Origin of the sequence: Gordonibacter faecis, from assembly GCF_030077735.1 — a bacterium.
GTDB lineage: Bacteria > Actinomycetota > Coriobacteriia > Coriobacteriales > Eggerthellaceae > Gordonibacter > Gordonibacter faecis.
The window spans coordinates 1-25,061 of sequence record NZ_JASJEU010000025.1 but is presented as its reverse complement, the minus strand read 5'-3'; the positions used below and the strand labels follow the sequence as shown (position 1 = coordinate 25,061).

Here is a 25,061-nt window from a genome sequence, read left to right as displayed (position 1 = left end):
GTGGCGTACGATGCGCTAAAAAAAGGCTTCGACAAACTGTTTAAGAATAAGCGTGTGTAGGCGTGGCGAAAGGACGCGGAAGTGCTAGCCAAACGAGTGATCCCGTGCATGGATGTCAAAGATGGGCGCGTGGTGAAGGGTGTGAACTTTGTCAATCTGCGCGACGCGGGCGACCCCATTGAGCTCGCGCAACGCTACGACGAAGAGCGCGCCGACGAGGTCATCTTCCTCGACATTACGGCCACCAGTGATGACCGCGCCACCACGGTGGACCTCGCCAGTCGCGCAAGCGAACAGTTGCACCTGCCGTACTGCGTGGGTGGCGGCTTTCGCAGTGTGGCTGACATTCGCACGATGATTGCCGCAGGTGCCGACAAGGTGTCGGTGAACTCGGCCGCCGTGGCGAACCCTGCGCTCATCACGGAGGCTGCCGCCGCGTTTGGTAGCCAAGCCATCCTCTGCGCCATCGACGCGAAGCAGGTACCCGGCAACCCGAACAAGTGGGAGGTCTACGTGGCGGGAGGTCGCAAAGCTACGGGCATCGACGCAATCGAGTGGGCGCAGGAAGCGGCGCGCCGTGGGGCGGGGGAGATCCTGCTCACCAGCATGGATCGCGACGGCAGCCGCGACGGGTTTGACTGCGCACTCACCCGCACCGTCGCGCGCGCGGTAGACATCCCGGTCATCGCCAGTGGCGGCGTGGGCAAGCTTGAACACTTCGCCCAAGGCATTCTCGAAGGCGAGGCCGATGCCGTGCTGGCCGCCAGTGTTTTCCACTTCGGCGAACTCACCGTCCGCCAGGTAAAAGAGCATATGGCAAGCCAAGGCATCCCGGTCAGGCTCTAATCACGCCGCTTTGCCACCATCAACCCAAGGAGTAGCACCCATGTCTGCCCTCCCCACACTTACCTATAATGCCGACGGCCTCATTCCCTGTATCGTACAGGACGCGGACACATGCGAGGTGCTCATGATGGCCTGGATGAATGCCGAATCGCTCGCGCTCACACTGGAACAAGGCGAAATGGTGTTCTGGAGCCGCAGCCGCCAGGAGCTCTGGCACAAGGGCACCACCTCGGGAAACGTGCAAAAACTGGTCGAGTTGCGCTACGACTGCGACGCCGACACGCTGCTCGCACTCGTGCACCCCGCCGGCCCCGCCTGCCACACCGGCGCGCGCACGTGCTTCTACCGTACTATCGACCAAACGTAGACCCGCCGTAGCCCCACCTTCACCGCAAATACACGAACCTCGAAGCTTTGCGCTTGAACGAAGCGGGAACATGCGATACCATGAATGCAGTTCTTTTACCTTCTAAGGAAGAAAAACCCATCACATTGCATTAAATCTCACCTCTGGAACCCATGCGCGCGTTCACGTGCGCTTCAAATCAAAAGCCACTATATAAGGAGGACTGGGTGAAGTTTTTTCTCGACACCGCTGATCTCGCCGAGATCGAAGAGGCGGCCAGTTGGGGTGTGCTCGCGGGCGTGACCACCAACCCCACGCTGTACGCTCGTACGGGGGGCAAGCTTGCCGACTTTCACAATCACATCAAGCGCATTTGCGAACTCGTCGATGGGCCGGTGTCTGCCGAGAGCGTTGCCATGACGCGTGACGAGATGGTGCGTGACGGCCGCGAACTGGCCGCGCTCGCGCCGAACGTCGTGGTGAAGCTGCCCACCACCATTGAGGGCTTGGCTGCCACCAAGGCGCTTGCCGCCGAAGGCATTCCCGTGAACATGACGCTGTGCTTCAGCGTGCCGCAGGCCATCATGGCTGCGCGCGCCGGCGCTCGCTACATCAGCCCCTTCGTCGGCCGCTTCGACGACATCTCTGAGGACGGCTTGTCCCAGCTCGATGACGTTGTCACGGCTGTGAAGAACTACGACTTCGGCCACGAAGTGGAAATCATTGCCGCGTCCGTGCGCAGCGCGAACCACGTGGCACAGGCAGCCCTCATGGGCGCCGACATCGCAACCGTCCCCTTTGCCGCCCTTAAGAAATGCGTGCAGCACCCGCTGACCGATCGCGGGCTCGACGCCTTCATGAAGGACTGGGAGAAAGTGCAGAACGCATGAGTTCAGAAGCTACCGTAACAGAGAACACCACCACCGCAACCCCTGCTCAGACACGCCGCCGTTCCACGAACGCGAGCAAAGCCGCCGCAGGAAAAGCCGCTGCAGGAAAAGCTGCTGCAGGAAAAGCTGCTGCAAAAAACGAGACAAAAGCTGAGGCCAAGGCAGAGGCGAAAACCACCGAGGCAAAGCCCGCTGCCAAGAAAGAATCTTCGCAGAGCCGCCCGGCCACCCCGCGCAAAAGCGTAAAGGCGAACGCCACCAGCAACAACGCCCGTCAGAACAACGCCGGCAAGCAGAACGGCTACAACGGCGGACAGAACCGCAACAACAATAATGCGGGCAAGCAGGGGAGCAATGGCAGCAATAACACCAACCATCGCCGTCAGCGCCGCCCCTACGACAGCAACCGTTCTCGCGAAGTGCAGCCGAGTGTCTCGCGCGATGAACTGGCTAAGCTCAAAGTAGCTGATCTGCGTGCCAAAGCCGCCGAGCTGGAAGTGGAAGTGGCCGGTCTCAAAAAGGCCGAACTCGTGGAAGCGGTGTTCGAAGCCAGCGTGAAGGCTGAGGGCTTCATCGAGGTGTCAGGCATTCTCGATATTCTCGCCGATGGCTATGGGTTCCTTCGCACGCAGGGCTATCTGCCCAGTGAAACGGACTGCTACGTGGGCCTGTCCACCATCCGTCGCAATGGTCTGCGCAAGGGTGACATGGTCAGTGGCCAGACGCGTCCGGCGCGCGAGAACGAAAAGTACGCCGCCATCCAGAAGGTCACGGCCATCAACGGCACCCCCATCGATCAGTGCACGAGCCGCCTGCGTTTCGGCGATCTCACGCCGGTGTATCCCGACGAGTGCCTCACCATGGAGCACGGCAAGAATACCATTACCGCGCGCGTCATTGATCTGGTGAGCCCCATCGGCAAGGGCCAGCGTGGCCTTATCGTGAGCCCGCCGAAGGCCGGCAAGACCACCATTCTTAAAGATATCGCGGCTGCCATCAGCGCCAATAACCCGGAAGTTCACCTCATGTGCCTGCTGGTGGACGAGCGCCCCGAAGAAGTGACCGACATGGAGCGCTCCATCAAAGGCGAGGTCATTTCCTCCACGTTCGACATGCCCACCGAAAACCACATTGCCGTGGCCGAGTTGGTCATCGAGCGCGCCAAGCGCCTCGTGGAATGCGGCAGGGATGTCGTGGTACTGCTAGACTCGCTTACGCGTCTCGCGCGCGCCTACAACCTGGCGCAACCTGCGTCGGGCCGCATCCTCTCCGGCGGCGTGGACTCCACGGCGCTCTATCCGCCCAAGCGCTTCCTCGGCGCCGCCCGCAACATTGAAGGCGGCGGCAGCCTTACCATCCTCGCGTCGGCGCTCGTTGACACGGGTTCGAAGATGGACGAGGTCATCTTCGAAGAGTTCAAGGGCACGGGCAACATGGAACTCAAGCTCGACCGCAACCTGGCCGATCGCCGTATCTTCCCGGCCATCGATCCGGTGGCGTCGGGTACGCGCAAGGAAGAGCTGCTGCTTGACCCGCAGGAGTCGCCGCTCATCTGGGCCGTTCGCCGCATTCTGTCGAACATGAATAGTACCGAGCGCGCCATGGATATGCTCATCAAGTCGCTCAAGCAAACCGACACCAACCAGGAATTCCTGCTGCGCACGGCCAAAAAAGCCCAGCACAGCAAGGGAGATTCCATCGAGATCTAGCTTCGTAAGCAGCCCCGCCTTCGCCAGAGCGAGCCGGCAGGACCCCGAAGCCTTCATGGAGCCATCGTGGGAACCGCGTCTGAACGGGCGCGGTTCCTTGGCTCATGAGGTAGTATGATCCCAACCTACTCAAGGAGGGAACATGTCCCAAGACACCAACTGGCAACAGCAGGCATGGCAGCAACCCGCCACGCCTCCGTCGCAGCCGCCCGTCTATTACTACGGTGCACCTCAGCCGCAACCGCCGAAAAAGAGCCGTGGTTGGATTGTCGGCCTCGCGGTGGTGCTGTGTCTGTTCGGACTCATCGCTTTGAGCATGTGGTCGTGCACGTCGGTCGTGTCCTCGTCATTCGACTCGATCACGCCTGGGAGTACCTCCGTCGATCTTGGTTCTCTCTCTTCGGATGCGATTGCTGTCATTGACATTGACGGCACCATTCAATACGACGGTACCACCGCCAGCCCCGAGGGCCTGAAAGCCCAGCTCGACCGCGCGGAGAAGAGCTTCTATGTGAAGGCGGTCGTGCTGCGCATCAACTCCGGTGGCGGCACGGCAACGGCGGGCGAGGAAATGGCCGCCTACGTGCGCGAATTCTCCGAGAACTCCGGCAAGCCGGTTGTTGTGTCGAGCGCGTCTATCAACGCGAGTGCCGCCTACGAAATCTCGAGCCAGGCCGACTACATCTTCACGGCGAAAACCACCGCCATCGGCTCCATTGGCACGGCCATGCAGGTCACCGACCTGTCAGGCCTCATGGAAAAGCTGGGCATTTCCGTTGAGAACATCACGTCATCGGACAGCAAAGATTCCAGCTATGGCACGCGTGCGCTCACCGAAGAGGAGCGCGCCTACTACCAGAAGATGGTCGACCAGATTAACGAGACGTTCATCCAGACCGTGGCCGAGGGCCGCGACATGAGCGTCGAAGACGTGCGTAAGCTGGCCACGGGCCTCACCTTCACCGGCATGGAGGCCGTTGAGAACGGCTTAGCCGACGAGATTGGCACGAAGGAAGATGCCGTGGCGAAGGCCGCGGAACTTGCCGGCACCTCCACCACCAAGACGGTTGACCTGCGCCCCTCAACGTCCAACCTGTCCGAACTGTTGAACCTGATGTCGTCGAGCCGCGTGTCCGTCGACGATGTGACCAAAGCCTTAAAGGAGCTGGATAACGATGGCAGCCTCGCTCGATAACGCCCCCACCTTGAGTGCCGCACCCGAGGACGAGCGCGTCGTGTGGCCGAAACGCGTTGTGGTCACAGCCGGCATGCCCTACGGCAACAAGCCGCTGCACTTCGGCCACATCGCCGGCGTGTTTGTGCCCGCCGACGCCTTTGCCCGCTTCTTGCGTGACCGCATCGGTGCGGAAAATGTGCGCTTCATCAGCGGCACCGACTGCTACGGCTCACCCATCGACGAGGGGTATCGCAAGCTCGTGGAAGCCGGCGAGTTTGAGGGCACTATCGAAGAATACGTGCTGAAGAACCACGACGCACAGAAGCGCACGCTGGATGCCTATGACATTAGCCTCAGTATTTACGAGGGTTCGGGTATCGGGCGCTGCGGCGACGTGCACCAACTCGTCACCGAGAAGTTCATCGAGAAGCTGCACGAGAACGGCCACCTTCAGCGCCGCGCCACCTTGCAGTTCTACGACACCGAGGCCGACATGTTCCTGAACGGCCGCCAGGTGGTGGGCCGCTGCCCCGTGCAGGGCTGCAAGTCTGAACACGCCTACGCCGACGAGTGTGACCTCGGCCACAGCTATGCCCCTGAAGACCTCATCGCTCCGAAGTCTTCCGTGACAGGCACCGTGCCCGAGATGCGCCCGGTGGAAAACTGGTACTTTGACCTGCCCGCTTTCGCCGGCTTTTTGCGCGAGCGCGTGGCGGAGCAAGAGGCAGACCCCGACGTGCGCGCAATCGTGCCGCAAACGGTGAAGGAATTCCTCGGCGCCCCGGTTGTCTACATCAAGAACGACGAGCGCGAGGCCTACGAGGCCATCGCCGCCGATCTTCCGCCCCATGAACTGCGCGAACCCGAGAAGGGCAAGCAGAGTTTCGAAATTGAGTTCGCCGACATCGACGCGCGCGATGCCGCCCGCTCGGTGCTGGGCGGGGCGGGCATCCGCTTCCGCACGGGCAAGGCGCTCGTGCCGTTCCGCATTACGGGCAACATCGAGTGGGGGGTGAAAGCCCCGGTCATCGACGGGCTGGAAGGTCTCACGGTGTGGTGCTGGCCCGAAAGTTTGTGGGCGCCCCTGTCGTTCACTATGGCAGCGAACGACAAGATGGGCCTGCCGCGCGGCAGCTGGCGCGACTGGTGGTGCTCGCCGGATGCTGAGGTATACCAGTTCATCGGCCAGGACAACCTGTACTTCTATGGCGTGGCCCAGCCCGCGCTCATCGAGGCTCTGCGCCCGGGCGACATCCTTCTGCCCGGCGAGACGGACACGCCGCTGCGCCAAACGCGTCTGGTGGCAAACCACCACATCCTCTTCGGCAACAAGAAGGCATCCTCGTCGGGCACGGTGAAGCCGCCTACGGCTGACGAGCTGCTGAACCACTACACGGTAGAGCAACTGCGCGCACACTTCCTGGCGCTGGGCCTCAGCCAAAAGTCGGTGGGCTTCAAGCCGAAGCCGTTTTTGGCAACGCCGGAAGAACTCGCAGACACGCGCGTGGCCGACCCGGTACTGAAAGAGGGCACGCTGCTCACCAACGTGTTCAACCGCCTGGCCCGCAGCTGCTTCTATGAGGCGCAGAAGAACTTCGAAGGCTACCTGCCGCTTGGCAAACCCACGGCGGCGGCCGTCGATCGCGCCAACGAGACGCTGGCCGCGTACGACCGCCTCATGAAGAAGGTGGAACTACACTCGGTGATGTCGCTCATGGACGACTTCATCCGCTTCGCCAACAAGCACTGGACCGAGGGCATTCGCGAAGCTGAACTGGCCGAAGATGACGCGCTACGCCGCCAGGTGCTCGTGGACTCGTTCTACCTCTTGCGCGTGGCTACGCTGCTTATGCATCCCATCGTGCCGGCTGGCTGCGAGCGCATTTGCGACTACCTCAGCTTCGAGTTCGACGACTTCTTCAGCTGGAACTACGACTTGGAAGATGTCGACGAACTGTGCAGCGCCGGCGAAATCGACGAAGGCCGGCACCGCATCCGCGAACTGCCACCCCGCTTCGACTTCTTCGAAAAGCACCCGTCTCAGCTGCAAAAATGACGCAGGTAGAAATTTTTACCGACGGAGCGGCCCGGGGCAATCCCGGGCCGGGCGGCTTTGGTACGGTCATGCGCTTCACGGATTCTGCGGGGCGCGTGCACGAAAAGGAACTCTCCCAGGGCTACGAGCGTACCACGAACAACCGCATGGAGCTGATGGCGGTTATCGCCGGCCTTGAGGCGCTCAAGCGCCCGTGCGAAATCACGCTCTACTCGGACTCGCAGTACGTCGTGAACGCATTCAACCAGCACTGGGTGGAGGGCTGGCTCAAGCGCGGCTGGAAAAACGCCAGCAAGCAACCCGTCAAAAACGTTGACTTGTGGAAGCGGCTTCTGGCGGCGAAGGCGCCTCACCAGGTGGAGTTCGTCTGGGTGAAGGGCCACGCGGGCCATGCCGAAAACGAGCGCTGTGACGAGTTGGCCACCGCAGCCGCCGATGGGGAAGGCCGCATCGAAGACGCGGGCTTTGAGGGGTAAGGTGGGCGTTTCTGCCCCGTTACCTGGACATTCTGTGCTGTTCGTGTAGTCAACCAGCCGTGAAGGGGTGTCCCGCGTGCCGCCTTCTGCTACACTGTTGATCAAATGGGCACGAACCAACGAGTGTCAGTGGAAGGTCACCGTATGCAGCACAGCGCACAGCTCGGGCGCGCCAAGAGCGCGCTGGTAGGTCTTTTGGCGGCGGTACTCGCCGCAACTCTGATGGCTCCTTCGCTCGCGTTTGCCGACCCTGCCTCTGCCAGCAAGCAGGCGGAAGCCCAGGCGGCGCTCGCTTCCCTCAACGCGTTGCAGGAAAAACTCGACCGCGCTTCGGCCGACGAGTTCACGGCCGAGCAAGACCAGCAGGCGGCCGAGCAGGCCTGCGACGATGCTGAGGCGCGTATCGCTGAAGCCACCGACCAGATCACCGACTTGCAGGAGCGCTTGAGCATACGAGCGCGCAGCATGTATCGCACCGGCAACTCCACCATGCTTGACCTGCTGTTTGGCGCGACGACGTTCCAGGCGTTCGCCACCAGCTGGGATCTGCTGAACTCCCTCAACGAAAGCGACGCCGACCTCGTGCGCCAGACGAAGGAACTGCGCGCCGAGGTGGAGGAACAGAAAGCCGTGCTCGACGAGCAGCAGCGCATCGCCACCGAGAAGGCGGCCGAGGCAAAACGCATTCGCGAGGAAGCCGAGACAACGGTGGCTTCCATGCAGGCAACCTATTCCAGCCTGAGCGCCGAGGCAGCCGCCCTGCTTGAGCAGGAGCGTGCGGCCCAGGTGGCAGCCCAAGCGGCCGTGGCGAAGGACGTCGTGGCCAACTCGATCAAGCAGGCGGGCGCCAACAACAACACCAACACGGGCAACACGAGTGACAACGGCAACGGCAACGCGACAAGCGGCGACGAAGGTTACACCTCGGGCGGCGGCGAAGACGTATACACGCCTGCGCCCGGCCCCTCGTATAACGCGGTAACTGGCAACGCCATTGTTGACCGCGCGCTTGGTTGCTTGGGTCTCGATTACGATTATGGCTCCTGCGGCCCGAGCTCCTTCGACTGCTCCGGCCTGGTGAGCTACGCCGTGACCGGCAGCTTCTCGCGTTTGGGAAGCACCTATACGTTCATGGGTTACCCGCAGGTGAGCGACCCACAGCCTGGCGACATCTGCGTGAACGAGGGCCACTGCGGCATCTACTACGGCAACAACCAGATGATCCACGCAGCCACCTACGGCGTCGGCGTCGTCATCGGCCCCGTCCAAGGCGGCATGATCATCGTCCGCCCGTAAGACGGGCGCTTCACCCTCAAGCCCTGCTTCCAAAAAAATTACCCGCGGTTTACTTTTTCCCAAAAGTTCGCTATAGTGCGCTATAAGTTAGCCATAGGAAACTATTGCTCAAAGCCACGCGGACAGGAGAAAACGGATGAAGGAAATCGAAGCGGAAGCACCACGTGACGGCAACCGGGTGGCACGCGCGTTGTGGGCTGTGGGCGGGTTTGCCACGTTTGGATTGGGGGCGCTTGGTGCCATGCTGCCCATTGTGCCAACCACGCCGTTTCTCCTGGTAGCAGCCTTTTGCTTCGCGCGTAGTTCCGAGCGCGCACGCGCGTGGTTCCGCGGCACGCGACTGTACCGCACCGTGCTTGAAGGCTATATGTCCAAGCGAGCCATGACGGTGCGCGCAAAGCTTTCCCTGCTGGTGCCCATCACCGCCGTGCTGGCGGTGTCGTTTGCGCTCATGGGATCCGTGCCGGTAGGCCGCGTGGTGGTGGCACTCGTGTGGGTTGCGCATCTCGTGTACTTCGGTTTCGTGGTGAAAACCGTCCAGCCGGAAGCGGCGGCCGAGGTTCGTAGCACGACGCAAGGGATGCCCGAGTCCGCACGCCGCGCTGGCACGCCGCTGGTCACCGATGGGGAAGGGGCGTAAGCGCGCCATGTTCGACAAGCGATTGTTTGCCCTTGTGCCGTCTGCGGCCAAGTTCATTGCGGCCGATGTCGCGCTTCAGTGGGTTGGCCTTCTGGCTCACATACTGCTTTTCCTGCTTATTGGTTCGTTCGTTCAGGATCTCGTTATGGGTGCGGCCAATGCGAGCGCGATAGCACAGCTGGCGGGCGCAGCCGTGCTCGCCACTGCGGTGCGCATGGCGTGTCAGGCGCTCGCGCAGCGCATGGGTCTGGCGGCAAGCGAAGCCGCAAAACGCGCCGTGCGCCGGCAGGTGTACGACAAGCTGGTGCGCCTGGGGCCGTCGTATCGCGAGCGGGTGGCAACGGCCGAGGCGGTGCAGATCAGCGTGGAGGGAGCCGAGCAGTTGGAGAGCTACTTCGGCTCTTACCTGCCGCAACTCTTCTACGCACTCTTGGCTCCCCTGACGCTGTTCGTGTGCATTGCGCCGCTGTCGCTGCCGCCAGCTGCGGCACTGCTCGCCTGCGTTCCTCTCATCCCCGCTTCCATCATGGCTGTTCAGAAGATCGCGAAGCGCACCATGCAGCGCTATTGGGGGTCCTACACCGATTTAGGGAGCCTCTTTCTTGAAGACATCCAGGGACTTTCCACCCTCAAGGTATACCGGGCCGACGAGCACGCTCACGAGCGCATGAACGAACAGGCCGAGGGCTTCCGCCGGGCTACCATGCGCCTATTGCGCATGCAGCTTAACTCCATCACCGTGATGGATATCTGTGCCTTCGGCGGCGCGGCGGTGGGCATTGTGGTAACGCTTGGGCAGTATGCGGAAGGTGCCGTGGCGCTGGGCGCGGCTTTCGCCATCGTGTTTCTCTCGGCCGAGTTTTTCCTGCCTTTGCGCACCCTGGGCTCCTACTTTCACACGGCCATGAGCGGCATGGCGGCAGCCGACAAGATGTTCGCCATTCTTGATACGCCGGAGGACTCCGACGGGACGCGCTGCGTCGACCCCTCCCGTGCCGACATCGTGTGCCGCCAGGTGAGCTACTCGTTTGACGGTGAGCGGAAGGTGCTCGATGAGGTTGATTTCGAAGCTCCGGCCGGCAGTTTTGTGGGTGTGACGGGCGAAAGTGGCTCGGGTAAATCCACCCTGGCGGGCATCATTGCGGGAACAAACGCTGCCTTTGAGGGTACGGTGCGCGTGGGCGGTATCGATCTGCGCGAGGTCTCGCACGCGTCGCTGCGCGAAACGGTGACGGTGGTGTCGTTTGACAGCTACCTCTTTAAGGGCACCGTGCGTTCGAACCTGCTGTTGGCGAAACCCACAGCCACGGATGACGAACTATGGGATGCGCTTTCCCGCTGCCGGCTGGATGCGTTTGTGCGCGAGGCTGGCGGCCTGGAGGCGCCCGTCACCGAGGCGGGGCGGAATCTGTCAGGCGGCCAGCGTCAGCGCCTTGCCATGGCGCGCGCCCTTCTGCACGATGCGCCCGTGTACGTGCTGGATGAAGCCACGTCGAATATCGATGCCGAAAGTGAGAATGCGCTCATCAACCTGGCGCACGAACTGGCGCACACCAAAACGGTCATCATGATTTCGCATCGCCTGTCCGCTCTGCGCGAGGCCGACCGTATTTACGTGTTGGAAGAGGGTCGCGTGGCTGAAAGCGGTGCCCATGACGAACTGGTTGTTGCGGGTGGTCCCTATGCGTGCCTGTGGGCTCAGCAGGTCGAACTGGAGGCTTTTGCGCACGTAACCGCCGATGAATCGTCCGCGGCTGCAAACACCACCGTGGTTGTCTCGTCTGAAGATGCTCGCGCGCCGCATATCCGCGCGGCGGATTCGGGTGAGTCGGATACGCCGGCGAGCGCTACCCCAAGTGCCGGCCCGCGTGTCTCCCCGAGCGCCGCCCCGCGTCGCTCTCACCTGTCGGTCATGGTGCGCCTTGTGGGACTTACACGTCCGCTTCTGCCGGTGATGGCACTTGCCGTGCTGCTGGGTGTTGCGGGTTTCGCGGCGGCCATTTTCCTCACGGTGCTTGGTGCCCTTGCCCTGCTTGACGTAGCGGGACTTGGCTCAGCCGTGCCGTACGCCGTGGTTGTGGCGGGCATTGGCCTGTGCGGGTTCGCGCGCGGCCCGTTGCGCTATGGCGAACAGCTGTGCAACCACTACCTGGCCTTTCGGGTGCTGGCGCTCGTGCGTGACCGCGTGTTTGCGGCGCTGCGCCGGTTGGCGCCTGCGAAGTTGGAGGGCCGTGACAAGGGCGATCTCGTGTCGTTGGTTACCTCTGACGTGGAGCTTCTTGAAGTGTTTTACGCGCATACCCTCTCGCCAGCAGTCATCGCGCTTGTAGTGTCGGTGGGTATGACGGTGTTCATCGGCTTTCAGTCGCCTGTACTGGGGGCGTTGGCGTTGGCCTCATACGTGCTGGTAGGCGTGGTGGTGCCCCTTGTAGCCTCGAAGGCCAGCGGAGATTTGGGACGCGCCGTGCGCGACCGCATTGGCGACATGAATGCGTTTGTGCTGGATAGCCTGCGCGGCTTGGCTGAGACTTTGCAGTACGGCCGTGCCGCCGACCGTGTGCGCGAACTGGATGAGCGCATGGGGCAGCTGGTCGCCGTAGAGCGGCGCCTCAAGGGCCGCACGGCGTTCTTTATGGCGCTGACCGGCACGGTGGTGATGGCGTGTGATGTGGTTATGCTGGTGGTGTCCGCGGCGCTGGTGGGGCAGGGCACTCTTGACGCGGGTGCTGCTGTGGTGGCTACTTCGGCGCTCATGTCGTCATTTGGCCCGGTCATCGCCGTGGCGAACCTGGGCTCTACGCTGCAGCAGACCCTGGCCTCAGGTGAGCGCGTGCTCGATCTGTTGGACGAACGTCCACAGACCGATGAAGTGACCGACGGCGAAGACCTTGCTCAGTTTGAAGGAGCAACCGCGCAGGAGGTGGACTTCTCCTACGGCGGCGTGCGCGTGCTTGAACAGGTGAACGTTGACATTCAGCCGGGAGAAGTTGTGCGCGTAGCGGGTCGCAGCGGCGCGGGTAAATCAACCTTACTGAAGTTGCTCATGCGCTACTGGGATACCGAGCGAGGGGTGGTGAAAATGTCGGGCCGCGACGTGCGAGACGTGAATACGGAGAGTCTGCGCGAACATCAGGGCTTCATGGCCCAGGAAACGCATCTGTTCGAGGGCACTATTCGCGACAATATCATGCTTGCGCGCCCGAATGCCACCGACGCTCAATTAACGGAGGCCTGCGCGAAGGCATCACTTACGAGTTTGGTGGAGCGTCTGCCGCAGGGTCTTGATACGCCGGTGGGCGAGTTGGGTGATTTGCTGTCGGGAGGTGAGCGCCAGCGCATCGGCCTGGCTCGGGTGTTTCTGCACGACGCACCGTTTGTGTTGCTCGATGAGCCCACCAGTAACCTCGACAGCTTGAACGAGGCGGCGGTGCTGCGTGCGCTGGCGAACAATCGCGCCGACAAGACGGTGGTACTCGTGAGCCATCGCGCGTCCGCTGCTGCTATCGCCGACCGCACGTTTTCCGTGGAGTACGGCCGCGTGTCGTAGGGGTGCGAGGCCGTGGTGTTTTACGCCACGGCCTCTTTGATGATGCTGCGCAGTTCATCCATGCCGTCGCCCTTGGCTGATGAGGTGACTACCAACGGGGTGTCTGCGCCCAGTTCCAGTTGGCGTTTAAGGGCTGCCTTCTGCTTGTTCTGCTGCTGGCGCGAAAGCTTGTCAGCCTTGGTGAGCACCACCACAAAGGGTAGGTCGGCCTCGCGCAGGAAGTTCACCATGTTTACGTCCAAGTCCGACGCGGCATGGCGGATGTCGATCAGGGATACTACCAGGGCAAAGGCGCGATCCTGGTTGAAGTAGCCCTCGATGAGTTCGCTCCAGCGCTCCTTTTCGGACTTCGACACCTTGGCGTAGCCGTATCCCGGCAAATCGACGAAGCGCACGCCGTCGCCGTCGAAGAAGTTGATGGTGGCCGTTTTGCCGGGCGTCTGCGACACCTTCGCCAGGCCTTTACGGTTGAAAAGCTTATTCAAGAGCGACGACTTGCCCACGTTCGAGCGCCCTGCAAACGCCACTTCGGGCGCCGTGGAGGGCGGCAGCTGGGCCGACGTGCCAAACGAGCGTTCAAAGCGCACGTTATTGAAGTTCATGCGATAGGTCCTTCCTTAGTATTGTGAGGGTTGTAACAAAGTTCCCTTTGTAGGTTGACCGTAGGGCAAGGGTTCTACCCTTGCCCTACATTGGTAAACTTCCAGGTCAAACGTAGTTGACGGCAAGGGCAGAGCCCTTGCCCTTCGGCAATCTGGCAGTTACAGCCCGTCGTCGCTCCATGGTAGCCGAAGCGGGCTGCCGCAGCGTCCGAAAACCTCCGCCGTCAGCGATTTTCCACGCTGCCAAGCGCCCGGCAACACCCTGCGAAAACAACAAAGGGGGGAGGCGCGTGCCTCCCCCCTGAGCGTCGTGGTGCAAATAAGCGAACGAAAGAATAGAACCTAGTACGCCGTAAACGAGCTCTTCGGTGCCAGGCAGATGGGGCAGGCGGTGAAGTTCTCGCCCTTGTGAATGTAGCCGCAGATGGGGCAGAGGTAGTACTTGTCGTCGCTCGGCTCATCAATGGTGTTGTACGCATCGAGGTAGCGCTCGGCGTGCACGGATTCGGCCAGCTTCGCCCGCGTGAACACCTGGACGGCTTCCTGGTTGCCCTCGTCTTGGGCCACCTTGATGAACGAGGGATACATGTCGGAGGTCTCGTAAATCTCGCCGTTCGCACCCATAATAAGGTTGATGTCGGAGGTGTATTCGCTCACCTGCGGCGGCTCGGGCTTCTCGGTGCTGGGGTCCATCTTGCGGGCCAGGTTGTACTCCAGTTCAATGTGGATTTTTTCGGCGTCAGCCGTGCAGGCAAACAGGCGCGCGATCTGGCTAAAGCCCTCACGCTCTGCCACCTTCGAAAACGCCTCATACTTGGTGGTAGCGCCAGTCTCGCCCGCCAGTGCGGACAGAAGGTTTTCGTACGTGGTGCCCACCTTGGTGGTGCTCTCCGGCATGATGTCCAAGCTGCTGACCGGCTCGTTCATACGTGCCTTGGTGGGCGACAGCACGTCGGCGGCGGGAGCGGCTTGGTCGGCGCCCTTCGCGCCCGCATCCTCAGCGGCTGGCTCCTTGGGTGCTTCCTGCTGCGGTGCACATGCGGCAAGCAGCCCTGCCGTGGTCAGCGTGGCGGCGCCGAGTGCGGCACCCTTGACGAAGTTTCTCCTGGATACCTGTGTCGACATGATACTTCCTCCTCCCCGTGAACCTCCGGTTCACAAACGCCCGAGCCTCTTATCTCCGGCGTATTTGATAGTAGAATCATATACTATTCTTATTAGGAATGGAACCTATTTAGGATAGAATTTCGAAAAAGAAAGAAGATATATTCACACTTGTTTCAGCAGGGAATGCGCGCAGGGCACAGCACTGCGTGTTCCTCCGCACGCGTTTCGTATTTCATCTCTCGCAGAACGTTGAACGTAGAACGTTGTTGCCAAGAAATGTTATTCATAAACCAAAATATAAGTTGAACTTAATTACATTCTTCTTTAAAGTATGCTTATATTCCCCACGAGATCGTTAGTAAGATACGATATCTGCTGCAGTACTCGAAATGCTTGAGGAGGCGGAACTGTGTGGCATCAAATACTTGCGGCTATCGGTTCCAATGCCTTACGCATGCCTGAACAGAGCTGCGCCGCTGCTCTTTCGATAATGCGAAAAACTAGCAGGGGGGGGGGCACTTTTATGCGCCTTCCTGTGCACGCATCATAGCGCGTTCGTAGCACCATCCTCACAAGGCTTACAGCCTGCTCAAACACCTCCCTTTCAACCTAAAACCCAGCAGACAAACCCCTTACACACACTGTGGAATGTGGTGTCCACGGTTGTGATTGCGTGCCTGGTAGCCCTTGCAATCGCCCTTGTGGGCGTGCGCGTGGCGGGCTTTACCCCCTTTGCGGTGCTCTCCGGTTCCATGGAGCCAGCCTACATGAGGGGCGACTTGGTGTATGTCGCACACAGCGACCCTCAGACCATCCAGGTGGGCGACACTATCGCTTTCGTATCTGATTCAGCCTTACAAACCATCACCCATCGCGTGGCTGAAGTGCGCTCCGGTGGCAGCAGCTTTATCACAAAAGGCGACGCTAACGACAGTGTGGATGGAGCACCGGTGGCCGCCGAAAACGTGCTGGGTAAAGTGGTGTTTTCTCTGCCCAAGCTGGGCTCTGTTTCAGCCTTTCTTACCAGCGAGGCGGGGCGTTGGGTGGGTGTAGCGGTGGTGCTTGCCCTGGTGCTCGTGCTGTTTGTGGTGCCTGAACTTGTACGCACCAACACACAAGAGCGTGCAGAAAAACGCTCACCGCATTGCCACACAGCAAGCAACACTCACAGGAGAAATTCGTCGGGAGCGGTCAGAGACACAGGCAGCGGTTCATTCCACCCGACTAACCATAGAGAAAACGTAAGGGCACAAGAGAAAAGGGGGATGCAATCATGCAGACCACAACAAGAAAAAAGACCCTAGTAGGCATCATCGCCATCCTGCTGATATGTTCCATTGCAGTAGCAGGCGTGCTGGCGTACTTGCAACAAAGCACCATGGCAGTAACCAACACCTTTACTGCCTCGGCGACAGGTATCATTGCAACGGATGGTACCCATACACTTTGGGAACATGAAGTGACTTCAAACGGCGACGGAACGTATACCGTTGGAGGAAATGATGCAAAGGTAGAAGCCGGTAAAACTGATGTTACACAGACCTACGAAGTATTCCCGGGTTACAACATCCCGAAAGACCCCACCATTACCTTGCAAAAGGTGACGCAGCCTGCGTATTTGTTCGTTGAAGTGAACGCAGGAAGCTTTAAGCAGGACGGCACTGAGGCAGATGCGTCTGTTTGGGGCGATACGCTGAAATATACGCTTGATGATACGAAATGGGAACAGCTTAAGGAGGTAACGGGACCAAACGGCGGTGTTGTGTACGCGTACAAGGAAACGATTACGCCTGCAGACACGAAGGACAAGGCGCAAGACTATCCTATCTTGAAAAAGATCAGTGTCACCGACCCTAAATCTGGCGCTATCACGGTCACTGAAAACACCATCGAAGTTGCCGCAACGTATACGCCAGTTGAGGGCAATCATGACGACCTCGTCTTCCACAGTTATCTCTGTCAGGCGGGGGGCTTTGCTGATAAAGCGGCTGCCTACAAGGCCTGCTTCTCAACACCGGTTACTCCTGCCCCGACTGCGTAAGCCGAGTTCACCGGTAGAAACACTCAGGGAACCCACGCATGTTTGGACGAAACAACAAAGTAGTGCAGTTGGCGTGCAGCGACGATACCAGCGCGCCACGCTCCACGCCGCGGCGAAGCAGTATCGCACTTGCTGCCCTCATCGTGTGCATAAGTGCGCTTGTCGGCACGGGTTCCCTGGCTTACTTCACGACGTCCGATGCCTCCAGCCAGCACTTCATGGTGGCTTCGGCCGACGCGGATAACCCCGAAAGCCCGGGAGACTTGTTCTCCATCAGCCTCAATCAAAGCGACGGCAGTGGCAACGCATCGCAGCAGGGTGTCCATTACACCAACATGGTTCCCGGCTTGCGTATGACCATTGACCCGAGCGTTACCAACACCGGCAAGCACGCAGCATGGTTGCGCATGAACGCCACACTCACCAAAGCCTCTGCTTGGAAGGAAGCACTTGCCAAGCACGGCCTCATGAGCAGCAATGCCAGTGCGGCAGAGGTGGCCTCAGTGCTGGAAACCTACGTGTTTGCGGGGATGGATAAAAACACGTGGCAGCGAGGCGAGGTGAGTGAAGCCCGTGCCCAAGACGGCACACTCAGAGTGACGTATTACTTCATGCCAGCGTTAACGTTGGATACAAAAGCGCAGTTGATGGAGGCAGTGTGCGTACCTGATTCTTTTGACGCAGAAGACGTGGAGTCGTTCAGCGGCTTCAACTTGGTGTTTTCCGCTGATGCTATCCAGTACGCAAACACCGGAACAAGTGCTCGTGAAGCGTTTGCTAACTGCTGGGAATAACGAGAAGGAAGGTGGTGAACATGCAGTACGTTGACTCGGCGAACCCCTCTGTCGTACCTAAGCGTACGGACCGTACGCACGACACAACAACAAAGCGTCGCATACTGCTGGTAAGTGTCGTCGCCCTACTCATGGCACTTTTGGCAGCCATGACGCTGGCGTACTTCACCACCACCATCAAAACTGAAAACGTTATTACGGCCGCGAACGTGCGCCTCACCCTCAACTATTCTGGCAACGCAGGCCAAACCATCCAAATCATGCCGGGCGACACAGTGGAAAAAACGGTGAGCGTCAAAAACTCGGGTGACATGCCGTTTTATGTGCGCGTACGCCTGGAGGTAAGCGTTTCAAACGTCAGCCTTCCCGCTGCCGACTGTCTTTCTATGAACATCAACACCGCCGATTGGACGTACAAGGACGGTTATTACTACTACAAGCAGGCAGTGCAACCCGGCACACAAACGATACCGCTGTTCACGAAAGTGTCCGTTGATGGCGGCAAAGTGGACAACCGCTATCTGGCGGAAACGTTCACCCTCGCCACACACGCCTACGGCGTGCAGAGCGCGCACAACACCGACAGTCCGCTGACGGCTGCCGGTTGGCCGAGCGAAAAGGCATAAAGGAAGAGACGCACCGATGAGCGATTCGGAAACCTATCCATCTTCTTTCGAGAAGACAAAAGATGCGAGCCGGACAGCCGCAGTAGGGGTGTCCTCATCGGTCGCTGCACCCACTCGTAAGCGCCGCTTCGCCAGGCGCGTTCGTATTCTTGCGGCAACCACTCTGCTGCTTATCTCTCTTGTGGCGGCAGGCACGTTGTCGTTTTTGAAAACTGCTACCGATCCTCTTACTAACGCATTTGTATTCGGCGCCGGCATCTATCAGATGAGCTTTGACGCAAACGGCGGCGACGCATCAAGTGTGCCCCCAGCGCAAAAGAGGATTGTCAAAAGCGAAACCACCACCTTTACTATTCCGGACACTTACGCAGATCCGCGTACCCTTCCGCAAAAAGAGAACAGTGTTTTCTTGGGCTGGGCAGAAACGGCGCAGGCAACCCAAGCTGCATACAGGCCGGGCGACTCGGTAACACTTGCCCTCGCCAATCCGAAAAAGACACTCTACGCGGTGTGGGGGACAGAGGCCACCCTTATTCAGGGCGAAAAACTGAACAGCGCCATAAAGGGTATCGCAGCCGATAGTAGCAAGACTTTTGGTATTGGGCCGAGCATCCTGAGAGCTGAACGCGCCAAGGCGGAAAGCACGGGTGACCACTATAAGGTGACAACGGTCATTTTTGACACCTACAAGAACCGTAAAGAGGATGTCAAAGACGTTCCAACCGATGACATCGTTGACGTGAGCGCAGACCAAAACCACTCGGTAAATCTGTATCATAAGAACAATGGCGACGACACTTTTACCGCCTACATTCTTTCCACTGGTACTATTTTTACCAATGCAGATTCCACTTCGCTGTTTGCTTATCTTGAGAATCTTACCAGTGTCACGTTATCCAACTTTACGACGTCACGGACTACTACGCTCAAAAAGATGTTTTATCAATGCTCTGCTTTGAAGAGTCTCACTCTGACAAAAACCGCCGTACCAGGTCTTGATACCTCTCAGGTGGTTGACATGTCTAACATGTTCGCCCACTGCTTCAAGCTTGCTACCGTTAACCTCTCGGGCTTTGACACCTCGAACGTCACCGACATGCACGGCATGTTCGATAGCTGCTCGCCGCTTGCTAACCTGGACCTTTCCGGCTTCGACACCTCAAGCGTCAAAAACATGAGTATGATGTTCAATTTTTGCGTCTCCTTGTCGACCCTTGATGTAACGCATTTTGATACCTCAAGTGTCACCAACATGAGTTATATGTTCCAAGGCTGCAAGTTTACCGCCCTTAACCTTTCCAACTTCAACACGTCAAACGTCACCAACATGAGCTACCTGTTCAATAGCTGCTCCAATCTGGCCACCATATATGCGGGGGCAGGATGGAATACGGATGGCGTCTCTTCCTCGTCCTCAATGTTTGGAACCTGCAGAGTTCTTAAAGGTGTCGCAGGAACAACGTGGTCGAGCGATAAACCCACTGATAAAACGTATGCTCGCATCGACGGCAAAGGTGGCCAGCCCGGCTACCTCACTGGCGGACTTTTGGTGACGGGCGAGGCGCTCAACGTTGCAATAAAGGGCGGGGCTTCTTCGTCTGAATCAACTGACACTTCTGTTACCTCGGTTACCTTTGGAACAAGTGCAAAATACGGAGATACCGTCAAGGGTCTCAATTCTGTGGATGTAAGTGAGGCGCACGACGGCTCTGTGCTTTTGTATCGCAAGCTAGAGGGCGCTAACTATAAGGTTTACATTCTCTCAACTGACAAGATATATGCAAACCCGAATTGTGCTAAAGCATTTTACAATCTGAATTCTGTCACGAGGTTCGACTTCTCGAATTTCGATACTTCAAACGTGACCACTATGGAAGCTCTGTTTACGAGCTGCTTCACGCTGAGCACTCTTGATCTTTCCAGCTTCAACACCTCAAATGTCACCAACATGAACTCCATGTTTTCGAGTTGCAACGTTCTTACTACCCTGAACCTTTCCAGCTTCAACACCTCAAGTGTCACCAACATGCAAGCCATGTTCAATAACTGCAACGCCCTTACCACCCTCAACCTCTCCAATTTTGATACTTCGAACGTCACTACTATGTTCAAAATGTTCCATATCTGCTCCGCGCTTACCGCTCTCAACCTCTCAAATTTTGATACCTCGAACGTCATTGACATGAGGTCTATGTTCGAGAGTTGTGGTGCCCTTACAGAACTTAAAATTTCCAACTTCAAAACCCCAAAAGTCGCTTCAATGGATCACATGTTTGCCAATTGCAAACAACTTCGGACACTTGACCTCTCCCAGTTTGCCAACTCAAGCGTCACCAACATGAGTTATATGTTCTACAATTGCAACGCGCTTACCGCTCTCAACCTTTCTGGCTTCAATACCCCAAGCGTCACTAGTATGGAGGCTATGTTTAATAGTTGCGGATCTCTTACCACCCTTAATCTTTCCAGCTTCAACACTTCAAGCGTCTTAAACATGAGTTCCATGTTTGGTGGCTGCAGTGCGCTTACCACCCTTAACGTTTCTAGCTTCAACACTTCAAACGTCACTACTATGCAAGCCATGTTCAGTAAATGCTCTGCCCTTACCGGCCTCGACGTGTCCAAATTCGACACTTCAAACGTCACTACCATGTATTACATGTTTAATGCCTGCGAAGCCCTCACTACCCTTAACGTGTCCAACTTCAACACTTCAAAAGTCAGTGACATGAGGTTCATGTTTTCTGGCTGCAAAAAACTTACCACCCTCGACCTTTCCCATTTCAATACGTCAAGCGTGAAGAGAATGGATTACATGTTCTTTATCTGCCCTGTTCTTAAAACCCTTAACCTATCCGGCTTCAACACTTCAAACGTTGTCGACATGAGTTTCATGTTCTATAGATGCCCCGCCCTTACCACCCTTGATCTTTCAAGCTTCAATACTTCAAACGTTACTAGCATGAGCAGCATGTTTCTTGACTGCTCCAAGCTTGTCACCATATACGCTGGTGCAGAATGGAGCACGAAGGGGGTTACCTCCACTACCTCGGCTTCTATGTTCGGGAACTGCCAGGCTCTTGTGGGTGGCAAAAAAACAGCCTTTGCCACCGCTGGTGTGACGGACGCGACCTACGCCCGCATCGACAACCCTCCGAGCGCGCCAGGTTACTTGACCGGCATCGCTAAGGAGTTTGTGGCCGAAGCAGAGGTGGCGGAGGAGGGTGTTGCTGATGAGGGCGAAGAGGAGAACGCTCTTGCCACGGACGCCAGTGAACCTATTGATCTGCAGGATACGGGCAAGCCTTTTGTTCAGAAGAGTGCCTTGGTGCCGATCGCGTTCTTTCAGGGGGTGAGCGCTCATGGTGCTTGACAAGGAGCAATGCGTTTCGCGCGCGTTTTCTGTTCAACAAGAATTCATGAGCGCAATGCATACTATGCGAGTGGGCTTGCTTATAGCAGTGGTGTTTGCGTTTGCGTGTGTCGCATTGCCTGCTGGCACTGCGCATGCTGATGTCACCTATCAGGGCGACGCGCATGTGCTTGCGGTGCGAGACGCAGATGGCCGACCCGTCGATGACCTCTTCTCCAACTTCAAAAACGTTATGCCGGGAGATACCCCCACACAGCAAGTCACCATCACGAATAATAGTGTGAGCGCTGCTCCTGCGAAACTCTACCTGCGATCAACCGGTGTCTTGGCGGGCTCAGCCGATTTTCTGTCCTTACTGAACCTGTCTGTGACACTGGTTGATGCCGGGAAAGGTTCGAAGCTTTTCGACGCGCCGCCAAGCCAAACGGCAAGCCTTGCCGATTGGGTGTGTCTGGGCACCTTTGCGCCCGGTGCGCACGTGACGCTTACCCTTGTGCTGGAGGTTCCCCTCACCATGGGCAACGAGTTTCAAGATGCCAGTGGCACCATCGGCTGGGAGTTCATGGCCGAGGAGCTGGGTGAGGGCGGCGGCGGAAGCGGTGGGGGAGACAGCGGCGAAGGTGGCGGTGACAAGAATGAGGGACCTGGTGACAACGATGAGCGTCCTGGCGACAACAATGAGGGCACTGACACCAACAAGGGCCCCGCACCAGGCTCCCCGGCCCATCCCTTCGCCAAGACCGGCGATCCGCTGAATAGCGCGCCGCTTGTACTGGTTGCGCTTATTGCCCTGGCGGTAGTTGCTGCTTCTCGGTCATCAAGGCGCTGAGATTAAGTATCTGCCTCGGACGATCAAAACGCACCCTTGCGCTCATCGGTTTGGTCGGTTATACTTCTACAGTTTCTAATTACGCATGCTTGCGCGACCCGCTCCGCCAGTGGCCAACCGAAAAAGGCTGCGGACACGGGGATGACCGCGAGCAGAGGACTAACGAATGGAGAGAGTTATGACGAAAGTCAGCATTCAGACGCTGCTTGATGCAGGCAGCCACTTCGGCCATCAGACGCGCCGTTGGAACCCCAAGATGAAGCCGTATATCTTCGGCAGCCGTGGGGACATCTACATCATCGACCTCAAGCAGACGCTTTATGGCCTGGACGCGGCCTACACGTTTGTGTCTGAGACCGCGCGCAAGGGCGGCACCGTGCTGTTTGTGGGCACGAAGAAGCAGGCCCAGGAAGCCGTGGCCGATGCCGCTAACAAGTGTGGCATGCCCTACGTGAACGCCCGCTGGCTCGGCGGTATGCTGACGAACTTCGTCACCATTCGCTCCCGCGTGACCCGCATGGAGGAACTTGAGGCTATGGAGGCCGACGGCCGCATGGCGGTGCTCCCGAAGAAGGAGCAGATCCTGCTGCGCAAGGAGCTGGGCAAACTCCAGACGAACCTCAACGGCATCCGCAACATGAAGCGCGTACCCGATGCCATCTTCGTCATCGACACGAACCGCGAGGCTATCGCCATCCATGAGGCGCGCCGCCTGAACATCCCCGTGGTGGGCACGCTCGACACGAACTGCGACCCGGACGACGTGGATTACGGCATTCCGGCGAACGACGACGCCATCCGCTCCGTGCGCCTGCTGGCCGACTTCGTGGCCGACGCCGTGACCGCTGGCGTGGGCGTGCCGGTGTCCGCCGCTGAACTTGCTGGCGAAACTGAGGCTGCCTCTCCTGCCGCTGAGGCTGCCCCCGAGGCCGCTCCGGCTGAGGCTGCTGCCCCCGAGGCCGCCGCTGCTCCTGCCGCTGAATAAGCGACAAAGCGAACAATTCCGCCTTCGCCCGAGTGGGTGAGCGGGCGGGATGTACGAGAGAAGAGACGCGCCCTCATCCTCCGATCAGGCTTGAGGGCGCTTTTACCCGGTGCCGCGTTGCGGTGCCGCCGAGAGAAAGGATCAACGTGGCTGACATCACCGCTTCCATGGTTAAGGAACTTCGCGAGATGACCGGCGCTGGCATGATGGAGTGCAAGAAGGCGCTCGTCGAGGCCGACGGTAACCTGGACATGGCCGTCGACGTCCTGCGCACCCGCGGTCTTGCCGCGGTGGCCAAAAAGGCCGGCCGCGCCACGAACGAGGGCACGGTAATGGCTATCGTGTCCGACGATGCGAAGTCCGGCGCCGTGGTTGAGCTCAACTGCGAGACCGACTTCGTGGGCATGAACGACAAGTTCAAGGCTTACGCTGAGAAGATTGCCAAGGCTGCTTTGGCCGCCAAGCCGGCTGACCTGGAGGCCCTGAAGGCCGCCGACGCTGAGGGCGAGACGGTGGAGGCTGTTGTGACCGATGCCATCCACACGCTTGGCGAGAACATTCAGCTGTCCCGCTTCGCCGTTGTTGAGGGTGGCGCGGTGTCGTCCTACATCCACGGCGGCGGCAAGATTGGCGTGCTCGTGCAGTTCGACGTGGAGGGCATCGACCCCACGTCCGACGGCTTCAAGGCATATGGCCGCGACGTGGCCATGCAGGTGGCTGCCGCCGCTCCGGTTGCCGCGAACCGCGACGCCGTTGACCCGGCCGTCATTGAGCATGAGAAGTCCATCTACATGGCGCAGGCCGCCGAGTCCGGCAAGCCCGAGGCCATCCAGGAGAAGATGGCCACCGGCCGTCTGGAGAAGTTCTTCAAGGAAAACACCCTCACCGAGCAGCCGTTCGTGAAGAACCCGGACCAGACCGTGAGCGAGTACACCGCTGAGGTTGCCAAGACCCTGGGCGGCGAAATCAAGATCGTCGACTTCAAGCGCTTCGTCCTGGGAGAATAATTGGTTGCGCTGGCCTACCGGCCAGCGCAACTGCTTGACGCTGATGTATTCCGTTGGCCTGCCGGCCAACGGAATGACTCGACGCTGCGGAGCCCCTTCGCACCGATCCTCGGCCCTTTTTCGCTTACCTTCGCGTACAAAGTACGCTCAGCCGCGAAACGGCCCGATTATCGGCACGAAGGGGCTCCTCGCTGTCTTACTACGCCAACCTGTACGGTAGCTTTCGCGCTTCGCGCGAATTGATATCTTTCGCGAATTTGGACGTATGAAAGGTTGTCGATCAAAAGGGGAATGATTACGATGATTGACGAAAACATTGTTGCATCACCTGATGAAGACGAAGAATCTATTCCCAGTAAAGTAATGCACCGTACGGAGAGTGAAGGGGAAAGCACCAAGCTTCGCTGGTCAATGGATGAAGTCTTAGCAGAATTTGGTATCACTGAGGAAGATCTAGATGTCTTACCCGACGAGGAACTAGAGTAGTTTTAGCTTGTGGTAAAAAGTTGACCTTTCTCTGTCAAGTAAAGGCTGGTCATAGCTTGTCATTCCAAGCAGAGTTCCGCAAACGCAACTCCATGCCATCCGCACGGAGCGCCGCAAGCGCGATCCCTTGTCATCCTGAGCGGAGCGCCGTAGGCGCGGAGTCGAAGGATCCCGTGCGGCGTCAGTAGGAAATCTCCCAGCTATCGCCGCGCGGGATCCTTCGACTCC

Annotated in this window: 21 protein-coding genes; 19 read left to right on the top strand and 2 right to left on the bottom strand. The window is 58.7% G+C overall.

The features are described from left to right. Nucleotides 1-81: 81 nt before the first annotated feature. The 10 genes from hisF to cydC all read left to right on the top strand — a co-directional run bounded on the left by hisF (nucleotide 82) and on the right by cydC (nucleotide 12,983). Complete coding sequence (hisF, locus tag QNJ86_RS13165; RefSeq protein WP_283833106.1) at nucleotides 82-846, top strand: imidazole glycerol phosphate synthase subunit HisF; 765 nt, start codon at nucleotides 82-84, stop codon at nucleotides 844-846. Between the two features lie 40 nt (nucleotides 847-886). Further along, nucleotides 887-1,213 carry a phosphoribosyl-AMP cyclohydrolase gene (hisI, locus tag QNJ86_RS13160; RefSeq protein ID WP_283833105.1) on the top strand — a complete coding sequence of 109 codons (327 nt, stop codon included), beginning with the start codon at nucleotides 887-889 and terminating at the stop codon, nucleotides 1,211-1,213. Between the two features lie 206 nt (nucleotides 1,214-1,419). After that, nucleotides 1,420-2,082, top strand: coding sequence for a fructose-6-phosphate aldolase (gene fsa / locus QNJ86_RS13155; protein WP_283833104.1), 663 nt, complete (start codon nucleotides 1,420-1,422; stop codon nucleotides 2,080-2,082). After that, nucleotides 2,079-3,791, top strand: coding sequence for a transcription termination factor Rho (gene rho, locus QNJ86_RS13150; protein WP_283833103.1), 1,713 nt, complete (start codon nucleotides 2,079-2,081; stop codon nucleotides 3,789-3,791). Before fsa ends, rho begins: the two co-directional genes overlap by 4 nt. Before the next feature lie 142 nt (nucleotides 3,792-3,933). Beyond that, nucleotides 3,934-4,986, top strand: coding sequence for a signal peptide peptidase SppA (gene sppA / locus QNJ86_RS13145; RefSeq protein WP_283833102.1), 1,053 nt, complete (start codon nucleotides 3,934-3,936; stop codon nucleotides 4,984-4,986). Continuing rightward, nucleotides 4,967-7,024 carry a methionine--tRNA ligase gene (locus tag QNJ86_RS13140; RefSeq protein ID WP_283833101.1) on the top strand — a complete coding sequence of 686 codons (2,058 nt, stop codon included), beginning with the start codon at nucleotides 4,967-4,969 and terminating at the stop codon, nucleotides 7,022-7,024. Before sppA ends, QNJ86_RS13140 begins: the two co-directional genes overlap by 20 nt. Next, a complete protein-coding gene (gene rnhA / locus QNJ86_RS13135; RefSeq protein WP_283833100.1) occupies nucleotides 7,021-7,500 on the top strand; it encodes a ribonuclease HI in 480 nt (159 codons plus the stop codon). The genes QNJ86_RS13140 and rnhA overlap by 4 nt, the downstream gene beginning before the upstream one ends. Before the next feature lie 144 nt (nucleotides 7,501-7,644). After that, nucleotides 7,645-8,796 (top strand): coiled-coil domain-containing protein, encoded by a 1,152-nt coding sequence (locus QNJ86_RS13130; protein ID WP_283833099.1) that lies wholly within the window; start codon nucleotides 7,645-7,647, stop codon nucleotides 8,794-8,796. Between the two features lie 136 nt (nucleotides 8,797-8,932). Beyond that, entirely contained in the window at nucleotides 8,933-9,436 is a 504-nt protein-coding gene (locus tag QNJ86_RS13125; RefSeq protein WP_283833098.1) for a YbaN family protein, read from the top strand. A 7-nt stretch (nucleotides 9,437-9,443) separates the two neighbouring features. Then, nucleotides 9,444-12,983 carry a thiol reductant ABC exporter subunit CydC gene (cydC, locus tag QNJ86_RS13120; protein ID WP_283833097.1) on the top strand — a complete coding sequence of 1,180 codons (3,540 nt, stop codon included), beginning with the start codon at nucleotides 9,444-9,446 and terminating at the stop codon, nucleotides 12,981-12,983. Between the two features lie 20 nt (nucleotides 12,984-13,003). On the opposite strand, the gene yihA is transcribed toward cydC, so the two are convergent. Then, nucleotides 13,004-13,585 (bottom strand): ribosome biogenesis GTP-binding protein YihA/YsxC, encoded by a 582-nt coding sequence (yihA, locus tag QNJ86_RS13115; protein WP_283833096.1) that lies wholly within the window; start codon nucleotides 13,583-13,585, stop codon nucleotides 13,004-13,006. 342 nt (nucleotides 13,586-13,927) lie between these two features. After that, a complete protein-coding gene (gene ngr, locus QNJ86_RS13110; RefSeq protein WP_283833095.1) occupies nucleotides 13,928-14,710 on the bottom strand; it encodes a nigerythrin in 783 nt (260 codons plus the stop codon). Between the two features lie 635 nt (nucleotides 14,711-15,345). Here ngr and QNJ86_RS13105 point away from each other — a divergent pair. From QNJ86_RS13105 to QNJ86_RS13065, 9 genes are all read left to right on the top strand, one after another. Continuing rightward, nucleotides 15,346-15,996, top strand: a complete 651-nt coding sequence (locus tag QNJ86_RS13105; RefSeq protein ID WP_283833094.1) for a signal peptidase I — start codon at nucleotides 15,346-15,348, stop codon at nucleotides 15,994-15,996. Beyond that, complete coding sequence (locus QNJ86_RS13100; protein ID WP_283833093.1) at nucleotides 15,966-16,733, top strand: hypothetical protein; 768 nt, start codon at nucleotides 15,966-15,968, stop codon at nucleotides 16,731-16,733. The genes QNJ86_RS13105 and QNJ86_RS13100 overlap by 31 nt, the downstream gene beginning before the upstream one ends. Before the next feature lie 38 nt (nucleotides 16,734-16,771). Then, entirely contained in the window at nucleotides 16,772-17,527 is a 756-nt protein-coding gene (locus QNJ86_RS13095) for a hypothetical protein (protein WP_283833092.1), read from the top strand. Nucleotides 17,528-17,547: 20 nt separating this feature from the next. Continuing rightward, a complete protein-coding gene (locus QNJ86_RS13090) occupies nucleotides 17,548-18,153 on the top strand; it encodes a TasA family protein (protein ID WP_283833091.1) in 606 nt (201 codons plus the stop codon). A gap of 16 nt (nucleotides 18,154-18,169) precedes the next feature. After that, complete coding sequence (locus QNJ86_RS13085) at nucleotides 18,170-21,526, top strand: BspA family leucine-rich repeat surface protein (RefSeq protein ID WP_283833090.1); 3,357 nt, start codon at nucleotides 18,170-18,172, stop codon at nucleotides 21,524-21,526. 55 nt (nucleotides 21,527-21,581) lie between these two features. After that, the gene (locus tag QNJ86_RS13080; RefSeq protein WP_283833089.1) at nucleotides 21,582-22,355 is read left to right on the top strand and encodes a hypothetical protein; all 774 of its coding nucleotides are present in this window, start codon (nucleotides 21,582-21,584) and stop codon (nucleotides 22,353-22,355) included. Nucleotides 22,356-22,533: 178 nt separating this feature from the next. Beyond that, nucleotides 22,534-23,340: a 30S ribosomal protein S2 gene (gene rpsB / locus QNJ86_RS13075; RefSeq protein WP_283833088.1), complete on the top strand. Its 807-nt coding sequence runs from the start codon at nucleotides 22,534-22,536 to the stop codon at nucleotides 23,338-23,340. A 146-nt stretch (nucleotides 23,341-23,486) separates the two neighbouring features. Next, on the top strand, nucleotides 23,487-24,347 hold the full coding sequence (gene tsf, locus QNJ86_RS13070) for a translation elongation factor Ts (RefSeq protein WP_283833087.1): 861 nt from the start codon (nucleotides 23,487-23,489) through the stop codon (nucleotides 24,345-24,347). Between the two features lie 300 nt (nucleotides 24,348-24,647). Beyond that, nucleotides 24,648-24,833, top strand: a complete 186-nt coding sequence (locus QNJ86_RS13065; RefSeq protein WP_283833086.1) for a hypothetical protein — start codon at nucleotides 24,648-24,650, stop codon at nucleotides 24,831-24,833. Nucleotides 24,834-25,061: the final 228 nt, after the last annotated feature.